11 protein-coding genes and 2 pseudogenes are annotated in these 16,529 nt (G+C 45.8%); 5 read left to right on the top strand and 8 right to left on the bottom strand.

What is annotated here, in order from left to right:
• The first annotated feature begins 164 nt into the window (after nt 1-164).
• The 3 genes from NDA03_RS22615 (at nt 165) to NDA03_RS22605 (ending at nt 1,831) form a co-directional block, all read left to right on the top strand.
• Nucleotides 165-602: an ester cyclase gene (locus NDA03_RS22615; protein WP_348239210.1), complete on the top strand. Its 438-nt coding sequence runs from the start codon at nt 165-167 to the stop codon at nt 600-602.
• Nucleotides 603-669: 67 nt separating this feature from the next.
• Entirely contained in the window at nt 670-1,167 is a 498-nt protein-coding gene (locus NDA03_RS22610; protein ID WP_348239209.1) for a hypothetical protein, read from the top strand.
• Nucleotides 1,168-1,189: 22 nt separating this feature from the next.
• On the top strand, nt 1,190-1,831 hold the full coding sequence (locus NDA03_RS22605) for a DUF924 family protein (RefSeq protein WP_348239208.1): 642 nt from the start codon (nt 1,190-1,192) through the stop codon (nt 1,829-1,831).
• A 440-nt stretch (nt 1,832-2,271) separates the two neighbouring features.
• Here NDA03_RS22605 and NDA03_RS22600 read toward each other — a convergent pair.
• The 4 genes and pseudogenes from NDA03_RS22600 to dcm form a co-directional block, all read right to left on the bottom strand.
• Nucleotides 2,272-2,540, bottom strand: a pseudogene (locus tag NDA03_RS22600) (DNA cytosine methyltransferase); the annotation flags it as partial.
• A 74-nt stretch (nt 2,541-2,614) separates the two neighbouring features.
• Nucleotides 2,615-2,806: pseudogene (locus NDA03_RS22595) on the bottom strand (tyrosine-type recombinase/integrase); the annotation flags it as partial.
• Between the two features lie 680 nt (nt 2,807-3,486).
• The gene (locus tag NDA03_RS22590; protein ID WP_348239207.1) at nt 3,487-3,966 is read right to left on the bottom strand and encodes a hypothetical protein; all 480 of its coding nucleotides are present in this window, start codon (nt 3,964-3,966) and stop codon (nt 3,487-3,489) included.
• Between the two features lie 51 nt (nt 3,967-4,017).
• Entirely contained in the window at nt 4,018-6,537 is a 2,520-nt protein-coding gene (gene dcm, locus NDA03_RS22585; protein ID WP_348239206.1) for a DNA (cytosine-5-)-methyltransferase, read from the bottom strand.
• Nucleotides 6,538-6,818: 281 nt separating this feature from the next.
• Between dcm and NDA03_RS22580 the strand changes: the two genes are divergently transcribed.
• A complete protein-coding gene (locus NDA03_RS22580; RefSeq protein ID WP_348239205.1) occupies nt 6,819-8,174 on the top strand; it encodes a hypothetical protein in 1,356 nt (451 codons plus the stop codon).
• A 151-nt stretch (nt 8,175-8,325) separates the two neighbouring features.
• On the opposite strand, the gene NDA03_RS22575 is transcribed toward NDA03_RS22580, so the two are convergent.
• Together NDA03_RS22575 and NDA03_RS22570 are read right to left on the bottom strand one after the other, a co-directional pair.
• On the bottom strand, nt 8,326-9,510 hold the full coding sequence (locus NDA03_RS22575) for a hypothetical protein (RefSeq protein WP_348239204.1): 1,185 nt from the start codon (nt 9,508-9,510) through the stop codon (nt 8,326-8,328).
• A gap of 195 nt (nt 9,511-9,705) precedes the next feature.
• Nucleotides 9,706-10,185: a hypothetical protein gene (locus tag NDA03_RS22570; protein ID WP_348239203.1), complete on the bottom strand. Its 480-nt coding sequence runs from the start codon at nt 10,183-10,185 to the stop codon at nt 9,706-9,708.
• A gap of 294 nt (nt 10,186-10,479) precedes the next feature.
• Here NDA03_RS22570 and NDA03_RS22565 point away from each other — a divergent pair, with 294 nt between their 5' ends.
• Nucleotides 10,480-12,357 carry a hypothetical protein gene (locus tag NDA03_RS22565; RefSeq protein WP_348239202.1) on the top strand — a complete coding sequence of 626 codons (1,878 nt, stop codon included), beginning with the start codon at nt 10,480-10,482 and terminating at the stop codon, nt 12,355-12,357.
• Nucleotides 12,358-12,717: 360 nt separating this feature from the next.
• Here the strand turns inward: NDA03_RS22565 and NDA03_RS22560 are convergent, their stop codons facing one another.
• On the bottom strand, nt 12,718-13,050 hold the full coding sequence (locus NDA03_RS22560; RefSeq protein WP_348239201.1) for a hypothetical protein: 333 nt from the start codon (nt 13,048-13,050) through the stop codon (nt 12,718-12,720).
• Nucleotides 13,031-16,246: a VapE domain-containing protein gene (locus NDA03_RS22555; protein ID WP_348239200.1), complete on the bottom strand. Its 3,216-nt coding sequence runs from the start codon at nt 16,244-16,246 to the stop codon at nt 13,031-13,033. The genes NDA03_RS22560 and NDA03_RS22555 overlap by 20 nt, the downstream gene beginning before the upstream one ends.
• Nucleotides 16,247-16,529: the final 283 nt, after the last annotated feature.

The following is a 16,529-nucleotide window of genomic DNA, read 5'->3' as shown; positions in this document are numbered from 1 at the left end:
AGAGGAACAACCTGCGATCGCTTTCAGCAACCGGATACACAAGAAGAACTGCTCGAAAAAACTTTAATCTTCAACGGCTATGAACGATATTGAACAATAGAGCTAGCCGTTGAAAGGCTAAAAAGTGAATTGCACTTGTATGTAAATGAAGGAGAATTATCACAATGTCTACCGAATCCAACAAAGCAATCGTTCGGCGCTTCTACGAAGAAGTTTTCAATCAGCGCAACGTCGATCTTATTGATGAGCTAGTTTCGCCCGAATTCAACAATAACGATCCGACTCCGGTTGCTTCTCGCGATCCTGAATCGATGAAACAGTTTATTCATACGATCACAATGGCATTCCCCGATCATCACCATCAGATTGAAGATTTGATTGCCGAGGGCGATCGCGTCGTTATGCGCTGCACTCTAACCGCCACTCACAAAGGCCGATTTCCAGGATTTCTAGAAATGCCACCAACGGGAAACTCAATTTGTCAGAGACAAATTCATATTTTGCGAGTGCAAAATCATCAGATTGTAGAGCATTGGGTGGTACGAGACGACATGGCGATGATGCAGCAGCTTGGTGTTCTTCCAACAGGTATATCTGTTTAGCAACATAACCTCATAAAGATTTGCCCCTGGTCAAATGAGAACAGCTTGAAATAAAGAGAAACCCACGATGATTCATCATCTTTTGATCGCCGCTCAAAACCCAAAACAGGTTGCTTATGTTTTAGCAGAGCTGTTTCAGGGAGAAGCCTTTCCGTTTCCTGATGCTCGATATCCTGACAGCTACGTTGCCCTGACTTTTGATATGCATGGAACCGTTGTTGACGTGCATCCCTTCACGACTGAACTCATTCCTGGCTCTCAAGATGACACGATGTTTCAGCGTAGACAAAATCCTGATGCATCTCCCTATACCGCTACCCATGCAGCAAATTCAGTCCCAGCTAGCGAAGAGCAAGTTCGGGCGATCGCTGCTCGTGAAAATTGGCAGCTAAGGCATCGCCGTGGTTTGTTTGAAGTCATTGAATTCTGGATCGAAAATCGCGTTTTGATTGAACTGTTGCCGCCTACGATCGCTTCTGGCTACCTTGCTTTTATGGAACCCCATACATTAAAGCAATTCTTTGCCGCGAAAGCTGCATCCACTGAGCAAAAAACTTCCCACTAATCAGCTATCGGGAGAGTTGTCAATGAAAACTAAACTATTTGAAGACGTACTTCAGTTCTGGTTTCCGCAGTCATTCGACCAGGATCAAGCAACATTAGTTCGTCAGTTTTACTGGTGGTTTCGCGGAGGTGGAAATGCCGATATTATCCAGTGCTTTTCGCCTTTGCTAGAACGGGCAATACGAGGTGAACTAGATGACTGGTCGCACGAACCGCGATCGCGTCTAGCGTTAATCATTGTCCTGGATCAGTTTTCGCGAGTCATTCATCAGGGAACGGCTCAAGCATTCGCTCAAGATTCAAAAGCTTGCTCATTGGCATTAGAAGGAATCGAGATCAATCATTACGCAGCACTTGAGACTCCCTGGGAGAAAACCTTCTTCTTTCTGCCGCTAGGACACTCTGAAGATCTCAGGAATTTGGAACTCGTAACCAAACTGGGAGATAACCTCATGCAGGAAGCCTCGCCGAACGATCGAGCCTTGCTAGAATTCTCAGCAGAACAAGCGCACCGACATCGGGAGGTGATTGCTCGATTTGGTCGCCATCCCCATCGCAATGAAGTTTTAGGGAGATTATCCACTCCCACTGAGCTTGAGTATCTGGCTACAGGTCAACTGGTGCATACGCGATCGTTTCCGCCTCACCTACAGCAGCTACTTTAAAGCAGATGTCTGTACTTGAGTATAGAAATAAGCAACCTGAGTTCGGGATAAGTTGAAACCCGAATTCTACCGTCATAGAATTCAGCCGGTTTTTACGTAGCTCAGTCATTTCAAGCAATCATTAACCCTTGAGCGTCCTTAACCAGAACTGACAGCTTGGGAAAGCTGAAATCCCCTTTATGGCTTAGTTTTAGCAACGGACAAAAAAATGGTCGTCAAGGCTGAAAAGCTTGCTAGCCAAAGCTTCTGTCGAGCAGGCAGTTTAGATACTTGGTGCCTCAAACTGCCCCATTTTGAGCCATTAATGGGACAGTCTAAATTGCAAAGAACGATTTTGTGCCATTTCAGGTTTCTACTGCTCAATTAGGCAATCACCGAAAATGGGACAATTACCTTTGGTGCTTCACTAACGATCAGAATTTTTCCGCTACTAATATCAAGCCTTTATGACCAACGACAATAACGCGAGCGCGATTTTGAGGCACATAAAAATCAACGGCATTTAATAACTTAACTTCGACTACATATCTAAAGACTGAAGTTCTTGAGTCACTTCATCCAAGTACCATTTGTTTCAATAAAGAAGACCACGAACATTCTCAAACAGCTAAATGTCTGGACAAAGTTTTTTAACAGCACTGATAAAAACAGGAAAGCCATCCCGTGAGTCTTTCAGACCTTGTTGTTTATCTCTCACACTAAACGGACGAAATATAGCGAAGCTGTAACAAGGGGAAATCGAGTACAAAATTACGATGTCGGAAGTGACATCGCTTGCCCACTTTAATTTGCCCAGAAGTCCTTAAAGCGCCCTAGAGGCAACTCAGTGTAGCGAACCGTATGCTGAATGTTCTTATGTCCCAAATAAGCTTGAATCACTCTAGTGTCATGCCCTTTGGAAGCGAGATAGAATCCACAGGCGTGGCGTAGCATGTGTAGATGAACTGGGAAGGGTAATCCAGCTTTTTCCCCAGCTATATCATCATCCTCGGCTTTCCCGACTGGCGATCGCGTTCTTCGCAGCGGTTTAAGCATTCTTATCAAGAAAACCAGAATCCTCGATTGGAGTTGAGAGAGGATTTTCTTTCAGGCCTGAATCTCTAGGTCGTACCACCAGGAAGGGCGATCGCACAGCTGTTAGAGCAAGCTAATTTTAACCGCTCCGAATTGATAAAAGTGTTGGTGAAAAGACAACAGATGCGAGAGTAGAGTGACTTTGCTAAATATTTATGAGTTGTATAACTACTTGTACAGTGCCGAATTAAATGACATCGAGACAATTTCGTGTTACTGAGCAAAACTTTCCCGATTGCAGAATTACAGAGAAAGTTTGCTCAACAATCTATCATCTTACTATCAGCATTGCCAAGCTTGCTTAAGCCAAAAAAGCAAGCTTGGTTTAGTTTTGCCTCTTTAACGACACTAATATGTCTCCATGTCAAATAAAAAGTCCCTGTACAGCTTAACTAACGATCGCATTATTGTAGCCCAAGTTGAACTGTCACTGTTAAACCCCGCTATCAACGGTAATAACTCGTTTTCGCGGAAACCTTGAATGTTGTAATCCAAATCAATTCCGTTGACCTGAATTACTGACACAGCTAGCTCTCCTAAAATTCTTGTTGAGCATTACTACCTTTGTAGGACATAGAGTTTTACTTTGATAAAAGCAACTCTTGAGGATTCTCCACTGTTTGACTTGAGGCAGATAACCTTGCTGGTGGAACATTCCGCAGTGATGTAGACAATTGCACTTGGGTTAAAACAGCAGTGAGTAACTCGCTTGAACTATCAAGTATTGTTAATGGCTCTCCGTTATAAATTGGCACGTTGGCTATCCTGACAGTAACCATATCTTGATTACTTTGAACGTACCAATTGCAGACTGGAGATTGGATATATTTGAGTGAATCATCCGTTATCACTCCCGCTTCAACTAAGCCGTCATCAATGTACTTAGTCGCAGCGGCAATGTTGTTATTGTCGCGAGCTAAATTCTTCACTCGCCATACATACTCCAACCAAATTTTTCCTTGAAACTGATACGCTCCCTTACAGTAAGAGGTAATTAGTTCTGTCCACTCCCGCTTTTCTTTAGCCGAAGCTTGCCAACCGCCTCTAGCAGTGCGAATCATCTCGTTGAGCGTTGGAGGTAGAGGAAACTCAAAGGTTTCGATTCGATATTCCTAAGGAGAGCTAACAGGTATTGAGTGTTCATGTCGGGGAGTAACATCAGGTACTGACGGGTTTAACGAGGGGACGGGGAACGCTTCGCGACTCACCGTTTCCCGTTCCTCATTTCCTGCCTCCTTCTGGGTTGATTGTTGTTCTTGCTGATATTTCAACTCAATTCGGTTGAAATATTCCCGTTCAGTTGGAGTCAAAGTTACGCAACGCTCTAGCGACTGTAAAATGTATCGGTCAAATGGGTCTAGACCTACGATTTGGTACAACGCTTCTATACGCGAGTTGATTTCGAGAAGGGACGGCACTTCTGATAAGGGGAGAGGAGTCAAATTGGCATGGGGAAAGCTGCGTAGTTCCATCTCCATCGTCTCAACATTTCGCTTCCACACCTTACACCGCTTCTCATCCACCGATTCTATACGGGCAGGGCGCTGATGCCAGTCAGAAAGTTTTGGTGCGTAAATCTCTACAAGACCTCCTGGCTTTAGGGTGAGATGATGTGAAAGCAAGTTGGACAAGTCATGCTCGCCTTGTGGAGGAAAAAGGAGCGAGCGCTCTTTTAACCGTTGCCGATTCTTTAGCAACGACTGGGCTTGCTTGCTCGTGCGAACCTCTCCGCTAGCAATTAATTCTAAAATCGGGTCGCTCTGGGCAACGGGCTTTTGAGTCAGCTTGAACGCCCTGTCTACATTCTCGTAATTCAAAACACTTCGCAATGCTACGGCACGAGCAAGGTGTCCGTTTTTAAGGGCTTTATCAATCTCTTCAACCACTTTAACGGCTTTGGAGTATGTTTTCCCCGAACCTAACTTCACACGTTTTGCCACACGATCGCGAGATTGCCCAAACTGCTCGCAACATCCAGGAAAATTTTCCTGGATGTCTCGACGGGTTCCCTGTCGAAGTTTTGCACTTTCTTGCTCGATTTCCTTCCATAAAGCGCCTTCCCGCACTTTCTGCTCAATTGTTTTTTCCCTGGTAGCATTCCCCAGCAGCAGCGCTTCTAGCTCGGTGAGAGCGTCCTTGAATTCTTCAACAATCACGGGAATGCTCAACCACCCTAACTCAAGGGCTGCTTTCCAGCGCCGATGACCGCTAATAATCGTGAAATCAGGAGTAATTATTAGCGGCGTGAGCCAATTGGAGTTGCCAATCAATTCCACCAAGTCCGAAACACTTTCATCCTCGCCATAGACAGAAGCGTTGCGTGGGTGGGGCTTGAGGAGTTTGGGGTCTAGTTGATGTTCACCTGGAGCAAGCTTTTGAGTGGGCGATATGTCTGCGATCGCGCTCACCGCAGTGCCAAAGACAATCGCCGGGGTTAAAGTGGCTGTCTCAGAAGCTGTTGCACCCTCTATTTGTACCAAACATTGATAAATGGCTTTCCCCACCGCCAGCGCCAATAGCGGTGGCACGGCATTCCCAACTTGTCTCATACCCCGCCAAATCGTCCAGTGAAAACGGAACCAATCCGGGAAAGAGGACAAGCGAGCGGCCTCGCGGACTGTGAGTACTCTGGCATAGGTGGGGTGAATCGGACGGGCCGCGGTGTGCCGTCCCTTGTCGCTTCCCGTTCCGGCTCTCAAAGTTCGGGCAACTCCGTCCCACTTAGGGCGATAGAAACGGCTATTAGGCTCTGTCGTTCCCGGTGCGGTAGCCTCGAATCGTTCAACAACTGATGGTGTATGACGGGTGAGACAACAGCCTGTGAACAGATGAGGATTAGTTGTGGGTGGTGAAGGGAATACCTGTTCGAGCTTGAGTATGTACTCGGAAGGTTGGGCTTCCAGAGTTAGTTGCTTGTCGTCTAGTTGCAATTCATCAGTATCGAAGAGTTGCGGAAACGCTTCTTCTGATAGAAATATTAAGTCTCCAATCGCCTCCCTAACGGTAACGACTTGAGATACTTTTGCTGGTAACAAAGGACAAACTTGGTGGCGAAGCCCTCCAACAAAGACCCGTTTTCGACTTTGAGGGACTCCGTATTCTTTAGCATTAAGTGTCCACCTCCAGGTGTTGTACCCTACCTGTTGTAGCTGTTCCAGGGAAGGTTCAATTAAACGGGCGTATTTGGACAGCAGCAAGTCGGGGACGTTTTCCAGAACAAAAGCAACGGGTTGAAGTTCTTCGACCAGGCGACAGAAATGGGCAATTAGTTGATTGCGGGGGTCGTCCACATCCCGTTTGCCAATTCGGGATAAACCCTGACAGGGAGGCCCACCAAAGACTAGACCAATTTTTCCATCCCACTCTAACCCTTGTTGGCGCTGGGACAGCTCCAGGAGACGGCGAATCTCAAGTCCCGTCAGCTCTTGCACATCAGCACATAGGACGGACGTTTTGGGAAAGTTTTGAGAGTAGGTAGCGAGAGTCTGTTCGTCTTTTTCAATCGCTAACGCAACATCTATCCCAGCCGCTTTCACGCCGAGGGAGAACCCGCCTACTCCCGCAAATAGCTCCACAGCAAGGGGGGCATTTGGCGAAGCTTTTTGGTGAGTGGTGATGACCCTTTCTGTCATGGTTTAACGCTAGTAGGAGGAGAGAGTAACGTCCATTGAAATTACTAAAGTCATTATATGACAATAGTTATTTTTAAATCTCTCGATTTTCTTGGAACAGAAGGAACAGAGAAAATCGTTCCCTAAGATTTGGCACAATGCTTTTTGAGGATAAAGACATAAAAATCCCCTCCTCTGGTATCGGGAAGGGATGATTAACCAGATTTTTTGGAGGAGAAGTGTGGGGAGCAAATGCTTTCGCAAGCTCTTCAATTCCGAGTTGTTGTTCTATTTATCAATTCATGAGTCCCAAAACAAACTCTTCTTCCATCCAGACTTCTCATCAAGCTCAAGAAAAAACTGTACGAGTTCCACGCCGTTCTCATAAACCCAGCTATGGGTTGACGGATGCTGAAATTACGCCAGAGTTAGGGCGGGAGTTGGCTGAGTTTTACAGGTTTATGACCTCAGGTGCTTTAACATCACCTTCTGTGAAGCCCATCACAGCGGTGACGGCTAAAAACTATCTAATTCAGGTGCGGCAGTTTCTAGGGTGGATGCACCGTCATCGCACTCCGGTTGTACCGCTTTCACAGTTAAGACTAAGCGAACTGTTTTCTACAAGCGGTTTGAGAGCAGAGGAGGCTTTTGGGGAGAAGGCAACCCCCTTACGAATAGCAAATATTGAGGATTATCTGCGATGGCTCAGGCTCGAACGGGAAGTCGCTCCGAGTTACGAATTGCAGGTAGTGAAAGCGTTTATCTGGATAGTAAGGTTTCTTGAACCTGTTTCTACGCATCAGGTTTTAAAGCGCTATTCCCGTGAGCGAACTTCAAGACGGGAGGAAGGCGTGCTCAAGGGACTGCGATCGCTCATGAGGGATATCCAGATACGGGCGAAAACAACTCAAAGGGTAGTAGATGAGGCTTCAAAGCGGATAGACTGGCTGGAGTTTCTCGATTGTGTGAAACAACTGAAGGCGGAGTGTACGCTCATTGGGAAGAGCAATCAACAGCGCTCCAAAAGCGCGATCGCTACTTCTATTCAACGATATTTAATCTTTGCCTTTTTTAGTGCAATTCCGGAGCGCCCCCGCACGGTAAGAGAATTGGAACTCGGACGCACGCTGGTAAAGCGGGATGAGCTGTGGTATTTGGAATTGGGGCCAGAGGATTTTAAAACGGGTAAGACTTACTTAAAACTAGGAGAAAAGCATGTTATACCCATTCCACAGTGGTATTACCCGGAGTTAGAGGCTTGGTTATTTGGCTATGAAGATGAGGCAAAAAATTGGCAGGGTTATGTAGATGAAAAGGGTAATCGCTGTGGTTGGCGGCAGGTTTTTGAACCAACGCACAATTTCGTATTTTTTCAGAAAAATGGCAACCCTTTTACCTCAGTAACGTTCTCAGGTTTTTTTAAGCAGGTAGCTTACCGCTTGACTGGGAAAGCTTGTAGCCCGCAATTGATTCGGTTTATGGCGATCGCTCATATGAGGAATTCCGGGGCGAGTGTGGAAGTAATGGAGTCTTTGGCTAGCTTGATGGGTCATAGCCCACAAATGCAACAGAAAATCTACTCTCGTCATGCTCAAACCCAAAAAAGTACTCTTGCCCTCGATGCACTCGCGACGATTTCATCAGAGGTTCTGGAGTAATCCTCATTTAGAAGGGATAGGCGAAAAATTGATGAACGGAGTGCCATAGACTCAAGCAAAATGTATGGCATCTTGTCAGTTTTCGCCAATTATAAAGATTGATCCCTCCACTCATTCTCACGCTGGAATCTTAACTACAATGCTATGGTTGTCACTCCCACCAGTCGTCCACGATGTCTTCTATCACCTCATACTCTGATGTAATTTGAGCCGCATACTCATCACCCATTTCCTTTGAGTGCCCAAGCAAAGTTCCGAATTGATGGGCAATATTTGATTTCCCGATTTGGCGGATATGTTTCTCCGCAATGTGCCGCAAAGCATGAGGATTCGTCCATCGAGCTTCTCCGAATAAAGCGAGTGTAGCTGTAGCGATCGCTCGACTGACCATGCGCCAGATGCTGGCAACATAATGAGGTTTGCCGAAACTATTCGGGTCTCCCTTACCAGTAATGAAAAATAAGTAATTATGGCTCTCAAAGTTTGTCTTCGCTACTTCCCAAGCAGCAACGCGATTTTCCGCTCCTTGTAGCCTTGCTTCTTCCTGCTCAATGTATTTATCAATCGAAGCTTCTACCTTTTCAGCGACAATTCCTTGTCGAGCCGCTTCTACTCTGGCCCGAATTCGTTCTACTTTGTCAGCACCATAACCCCAAAACTCTGTCCATCCTGACAAAGTATTGACCGACTCGGCAATCAGAGGTCGCCACTTGTACACCCACAAATCAAGGTCTTCGGTCAGAATCGCAGGTAGCTTATATTCACGAGGTTTGTGGGTTCTCGAAGAGAGTTTATGCTCCTTAAGCTTCACCACATAATAAGGAATGCCCTGGTCATCCTCTTGGCGAAACAAAGTTTCTCCAAATTTTAAATGTCTTACCTCCTCTTGACGAACGGGGCAGTAAACCAAAAGCTTCAGAATTAGGTAAGTCTGCCACGCTCTAGCAACGGCGGATTGTGGTCGAGTCCCGTGACTGAGAAACTCTCCAGTTTGTTGATGATGTCTTCCATAATTTGGAGCGCACAGGCTTTGGACGTATTGAACAACCTGTCGAGCTTCCTCATGGGTTAGCTGCTTCTGCTTCCATTTCTTCTGTGTAAGTCCCTGCTTTTCCTGTTGATAAATCTCTGAATATTCGCTTTGTAAGTCCTGTAGTTGGAGAACAATCGGGACATCTGTCCAGTTACGTCGCTGTGATTTATCGTAATTGAGCCACTTAGCGATCGCAATTCCTGTGCCAACCATGTGTTCGCCCGTTGAATGGCTGACTCCACGAGTTTGTGTAGCCCAGTAAGTGTAGTCATCAAGCAGATTTACATCCGTTAACAGCTCCAAGCTCAGTTCAGAGTCAGGATACTCTTGGGCATACCAGCCTAGAAACCGGAGTACGGCTTGTTCATCATGTTGGAATGTAGATGGTTTAACCGGATCGACTTTGGGCTTGCGAACTCTTTCAAATTCCCGACGTTCCCGGAGAGAACGCGCAGTGCGGCGTAGGTTCGGACCTCCCGTTAACCGAAACTCCTTAAATTACTGCATCTGCTGAACAACATTGGGTGGCAATTGACTCGATGTCAATCCATAGGATGCCAACTTTCCCCGCGTCGGTTTTGGCTCTAGCGAGACTCGAAAAGGAGCGACATCCTCTCTTGTAACTGGAACTGGAAATAACTCGCGCCACCAAACTTGTCTCTCCATCCACTCCAAAAATCGCTTGAGAGTAGAACGGTAATTATCTTTGGTGCCTTCAGAAATTTGCCCGTTCTCTATCGCAATTTCCGTCTGCTGATTGAAGATTTCTAAAGCACTTTTGAGTCTGGCAGCTGGGAATTCATCGCAGTACGCGGCAAACTGTCTAGGTTTCAAATTTTCAACTTGAGGATCTAGTTCAGGAATGACATAAAACCTCAAAGCGATGCTGAGGTATTTCTCAAAATCATTGGCAACAAGTTTTGCTTCCTTGGACTTACGCCATAAATTTAGCACATGACTGAGAGAGTAACTTTTCATACATTTTTCTACCTAAGAATAGTACATATATACCATAAAATTTCACTTACTTAACCACAATCCCACGGAGCAGATTCCCGAAGCATGCTTCGGGAATCTTGCTAAAATGCTTTATGGAAAAGGACTTTAGTAACTTTCTTTAGAGTACGCATTCATACAAAAAACGTATGAGCGCATACCTATAGTACTATTGTTCTAGTTACTGAGTAGCTCGTGCCCTTTGGCAGGCCCATCAGCTCAGGGCTTTTTTCGAGAATTCAAATCCATTGGATTATTTATTACCCTTGCGGTCACATGGAACAATACACTCTTGGTCGTGCCCTAAAACTCTGGGAAACCTCTATCGATGCCAAGAATGTTGGCATTAACTTTGATAAGTACCTGAGCATTGCTCTAAGGCAATACGTCTTTCCGGAATTAGAGCCGGTTGCACAAAATTTGAAGGTCGAGGAATTTGCTTCCTTTTGCCATCGATTACCCGTTGCCCAACTCAACGGAGCCTTGGATATTTTCGACCGGCAATTTGAAAAAGCTGTTGAGAAAGGAAGAACATCTCGAAGTACTGGGAGAAACTATCGTTCCACTCTTCGGCAATTCATACAGTGGCTAGAGAAGCAGGCTTGGTGGCATTGTCTATTTCCCGATCCGGTTGCAACAGTTTCTCCGTTTCGAGAAAAGAGTCCTGAATTACCAAAAACTAGAGAACGACATTCACCCTACGGCTTATCTAAAGAGAATCTGCCCAGTCATATTCTTAAGCAAGTTGCAGAGTTCAAAGAATTTCGCCTAACCGGAGGCAGAAGTATACGCCGAACTGCATCCAATCCAAAACAGTCTAGAGAGGATGGAGAAGCCCGTAGACCAAAAATAGACGCTATCCAGCTATCAACATTTAAGAATGATGAGGACAAGATACTAGCATTCTTAGGCTGGTACGCCCAAGAGTATCCTAACTCCAAACTCAAATTGGAGCTGCTGACTGATGTAGACCTACTGGACAAATATACATATTGGGCAATTGAAACACGAGGAGTTTGTCATTCCACAGGTGTAAGTATGGCTAAAACAGCGATTGCGATCGCTAAGTGGTTGAACTATGACAAATCTATTCGCCGCAATTGGTCGGATATTCCACTGATTTTAGATTTACAAGACTTGCGAAATGAGTACGCCCAAGAGTATGCCAAGGAGAAAGAACAGCTTGAGGCAGAAAAAGGCTCCAGCAAAAAGTTAACCCATCCAGAAGCCCGACAAGTAGTTCAATACCTGAGGAATTTATGTGCTCCCTACAATACTTCTCGTGACAAAAAGACAGGAGAACCCAGTAAATATTCTCAAAGACGCAAAACTTCAGCGGTTGCCCGTTCCTGGCAGACTTATTTAATTGTCAAAATTTTAGTTTACTGTCCCGTTCGGCAGGAGGAAATTAGAAAATTGGCTCTTAACGAAACCCTATTCCGTCGAGAGGACGATGAGGGCAATCCCTATTATGAAGCTTACTTTGAGGAACACAAACGCGCTACCCAACACTCCTCTCACAGTAAGCCTCGGCATTATCGATTGCCCGCTATCTTGACCCCTGATTTAGATATGTGGGTGTACAAGTGGCGACCCCTGATTGAGGAATTAGTTAGGACACCAGAGGGATGGATGGAACTTTGGGGCTACAAGCTTGATAAGGTAGAACGCACTCACCAAAAAATCAAAGCTGCCCAACAAGGAATTCTTCCAAAACTTGTGAAAAGCTCAGCAGAAGAATATATCCAGTATCAAGAATGGCGACTGTCGGGAGCTGAGCGACGGATTAATGCTTGGAAAATTGCCAAGAGTAATTTTGAAGCCAATAACCGTTTGTTCTTTATGTTCGGCAAGCACGAAACGGAAGCCTTTGGTAAGCCTTTTGAGGTAGACACCTTCTGGGAAACGGTTCGTCGGGCTTTTGCAATTGCAACACAAAGCTTATTCGGAGAAGCTCGCTGGATTAACCCTCATGCTCTGAGGCATATTGCAGAAAAGCATATTCGCCAACCTGGCCGGAAAGATATTACTGAGTCATTTGGAACACTGATTGGACATTCAAAGAAGATGGGTGATGAATATGCGGCTCAAATTACTTCTGAATATGAATTGATCGCAGAACTTGCAGATGACTGGTGGATAGAGAATATGTAACGATTCCACTTTCCCAATTTTGGTTTCCCTGCCACCTGAGAAGAAAATCTCCTGCACTTCGGATATTTAGTATCGGTGGCTGCGGCAGATGGGTCACTCATTCTCTAACCCTAGCAGCTGCCGCAGTTCCTTTTCGGATGCGATCGCTCCCCCCTTTCACTTGTCTGCATGAAGAGTTATGAGGGATTGGGTAGAGTTTCCTCCAATTGGGACATCATCTTTCCGAAGATCGCGCTCCACGTAAAACTTTTTTCTAGTTACGACCGTTTTTTAAGTTGTTAGCAGAATTTCGCAAGGGCGAATCAACGAGTCAGCCCTAGATTTACGGGGCACTGGTTCATATCAATTAAAACACGATGGCTAGGGAGCGATCGCTAAAGTACCATCCTTGCTGAGATAAAAGGCAAAAGTTTGACGTAGCTTTACTGCTCTCTCAACGTCCCATTGGATCGTCCATATATCGCCCTCACAATATCCTGTCAATAAACACGCTTGTCGAGCTTTTTGTCTTTCGATGCCCTCAACAGATGCGTAGCAATCCAGACATTTATCAAGCGTATCTAGTGCTAAGTAATCATTCCCAAAATTACACACCCATTCGGGTCTACGTGCATCTGGTCTACTTTTGTTGGGTTTTCCATAGCTCGGATCTAGCTGCTTTCGTCGCTTCGCCTCACCCATTACAAATTCCATCCCATTCAATCAATCGCAACTCTGAAACTTTGTACCACTCTGCCTCAAGCCCTGGCTTACCTTCCCGCTCAGCCCAACGAACCAGAACCTTGCCAGGTTGAACCTCTTGAACATACCCATGCATTGCATAGTTTGCGTTGTATGACTCACGCCCAGCCACCGTGTCAAATATCTGAAACTCAACGACTTCAACTAGGGGCTTTTCGGCCTCTACACCTAGTGACAGTTGAGTGGATGATTCTACCTCCTCAACAGCGCACTCTACATCCCCTCCTTCGATCTCATCTTGTCCAACCTCCTGAGCCTCATTTTGAGGTTGGACATCAGGTTGGACACTAGGTTGGACACCTTCAAAACCATTACTCTCTATAGCTTCTGATTCGCACTGTCCGACCTGTCCGACCACAATGGTGGAAACACCTTCTGTTTGTGCGGATTGATTGAAAATATCTTTCTGGGGGGTAGCTTCTTTTTGAGAAAAGTTTTGAGAAAAAGGTTGGACAGGTTGGACAGCAAAGTCTGAAAACATTGGGGTAGCGTCATTTGAGGGTTGTCCAACCTCATTATCTAAGGTCGGACAAGGTCGGACAGGTTGGACAGTAGAGCAAGTGGGTACCCAGCCGTTAAGTCTGCTTCCTTGCCAGTTCATTTTTCTTCTCTCCCAACCCCAGCGCTTCATAATGACGCCGACCCGCATCTGGCTAGGCTTGTCTTGGCGGGATTTGTCCAAGTCCAATGCATTTTGCAGTATTTCAGCGGTCGTGACTTGGGGTAAGTTGCGAACATAATCAAGCACGTACTTCTCCCAAGCATCTGACATATGGAATTCGCTATTAGCTATAGCTGAGAGCGCTTGTTCCTCATCACTTAAATGCCATTGTTCACCCGCTTTGTATGCTGCGACGGCAGAAGCCCAAACCCGATCGCGTTCAGATTCAATCTGCTCTGAGTCGATGCGTCTTTCAATCTTGATAGTCCAGAAACGGCGATCGCCTGAATCATCGCTTAGAAATTCATCACGATTTGTTGTTCCCACGATGACTGACTGCCTTAATTTCGTGATGGGTTCACGTCCATAAGGGGGTCGGTACGTGTCACTTTTGCTGGTCAAGAATGCTTTGACTACATCATCGCCTCGGCGAAGTACCCTTTCTAATTCACTCCACTCTAGGCACCAAAACCGATGCAGTTTGTCGCGCTCATCCTTGTTTGAGACATCAGACATCGTGTCGTCAAACCAGGTTTCATGCGACTCGCGGACTTTAGAGCCTTGGTGCAAGACTCTGAAGAAAGTGGATTTCTTAAAGCCTTGCTTGCCCTGCAAAATGAGCGATGTGTCATTCTGACAACCGGGCTGATAAATCCGCGCTACAGCCCCAATTAGGTAGCGTTTGAGGTAGATATTTGATAGGTCATCGCTTGTACCAAACCAGCGGGTGGCTAGGTTGTCGATGTCAATCGGGGCGTGTTTCCGAAGGCAATTTTCCAGGTAATCTTTAACAGGGTTGTAAGAGTTAGCTTTGGCAATGACGGTACAAATTGCGATCGCTTGTTCCTTGGGGATATCTTCATCCAATTCAATCCCCAATTGGATTGCGATTGTATCCAGTTCTAGAGGCTTCCCGTCAAGTTCGATAATGTTTTTCAGCTCATTTAGCCTTAGATGGTTCCCCCAATGTCGTTCAATAACTGAGTGGCGGTACTTAGTCTTACTTTTTGACTGAGGAATGTCTGGGTCGATGAATTCATCCGGTACTTTCCATTGCTCTTCAAGCTTTTTGCGGAACGTTTTGGTATCCATATCCAAGGCTTTAGCGATCACACTCCAGAAAAATAACTCCACGTTTGGATCATCTTTCAGGTTACGCGCAAAGCACCGGGATTGATTCAAAATGTCTTCTTTGCCTTTATCACTGGACAGGTCGCCACTGGCGATGATTTGTTCTGCTGTCCAGGTGAAAGCGTGTTTTGCTTCTGCTATGTGTGCATTCCAACCTTCTATTCCGTACTTGAGAATAAATTCATCCGGGTCTAAACCGTCAGAGAGCTGAGGAGCAACGTATGGACTAATGCCTACATCCAATAAGCGTTTGATACAAGAACCAATTCCAGCTTTTCCAGCTTCATCAGGGTCTAACGCAATAATTACTCGTTCTATTTTCTGCCGCATCAGCGTTTGTACTTGCTCCTTGGAGAGCATTGCCGCAGCGCAGGCGACAACCCTGGTGTCACCCTGCTGATGAGCTATCGCAGCATCCGTAATGCCTTCAACTAAAATTAATTCCTTGTGGCGAGCGCGAATTGCTCTGTTTAGCAGGTAAGGTGACTCTTTGGTATGTAACCATTCTCCACTTTTATCTTTGGGATTAAACAGAGCATACTTCTTGGGATTCCCTGTTGCGTCAGCCCATGTCTTACTTTGATGCCCGTAGATGGTCAGTGGTTGACCATAAGAATTCGCCCAAGGAAAGGTGATGTAACCTTCCCACTTTTTGGACAACACGCCGATTTGCTGAGCAAGTTCCAGGTCTAATCCCTTCGCTTGCAAGACTTCCTTGATTTCTTTGGTTGAGGTATACACACCGATTCCAAGGTCTTTTAGTCCTGCTTCAGTGAATCCTCTTTCCTCAATTAGATGCTTTCTTTGTGCATCGCCTCTGGGTGTCCACAGAATATCGGCACAATAGTCCTCAACGGCTTTGAGAATGGCTTGACGTGTCTCGCGCCGCTGTGCTTGTTTGATTTGGGCGGGGTTCCATTCACGTTCAGGGAACGGGACACCAGCTAAACTAAACAGCTCTTTGACTGTATCAATCCAATCTTGACCTCTAGGATTTTCATAGCGCCTAACCTTCTGGCTGTAAAGATATTTGATTGGATCTCCTGATTCTTTACCGTTGTGAGAATCCAGAAAGTGCAAATCCTCAAAGACTGCAAAGCTCGTACCTGATTTGCTGTCACCCCACGGTGGATTACCCCGTAAGCAGTTGCTACCCCGTTGGAAATTGTGACCCCCCCAACTGTAAATCTTTTCTGGCGACAAGCGTGGGTAAACTTCGCTCTCTAAAATTTGAACTAAATCAATAGACTGAGCGGATTTAGTTTTTGGATGTTCTTTCGCTGCCCCTTTCCTCTGGTTGTCGGGGGAGACGGGTGCGGACTTGATTCTGACGGTTGTTGATGGTGATTTCGACATGAACGGGTTCCTCACTTTTGATGAGGCAGTCACCCGCCAAAAATTTTTAATCCAATAGAAAAGTTCCGGCGTCTACCGGCGTTCTTCATCAACCACTCCCCGAATTTCACTTGAATTTGGTTTAGCTAATTTGGGATAGGCAGTAGGATCTTTGGGAACTACCCCTACACTTCATGGACAATTACCGGGAGTCAGGGTACCATGAGTGTATTGAAAAACATATGTTTGGGTTGGTGAGTTATTTTTTGCCGATAACTTCGGTTCTTTCAAATGAACCAAGTTT

This window comes from Trichocoleus sp. Lan, assembly GCF_039961855.1.
GTDB lineage: Bacteria > Cyanobacteriota > Cyanobacteriia > Cyanobacteriales > FACHB-T130 > FACHB-T130.
Note: the sequence above shows the minus strand (reverse complement) of the source record. Positions and strands in the feature narration are given on the sequence as shown.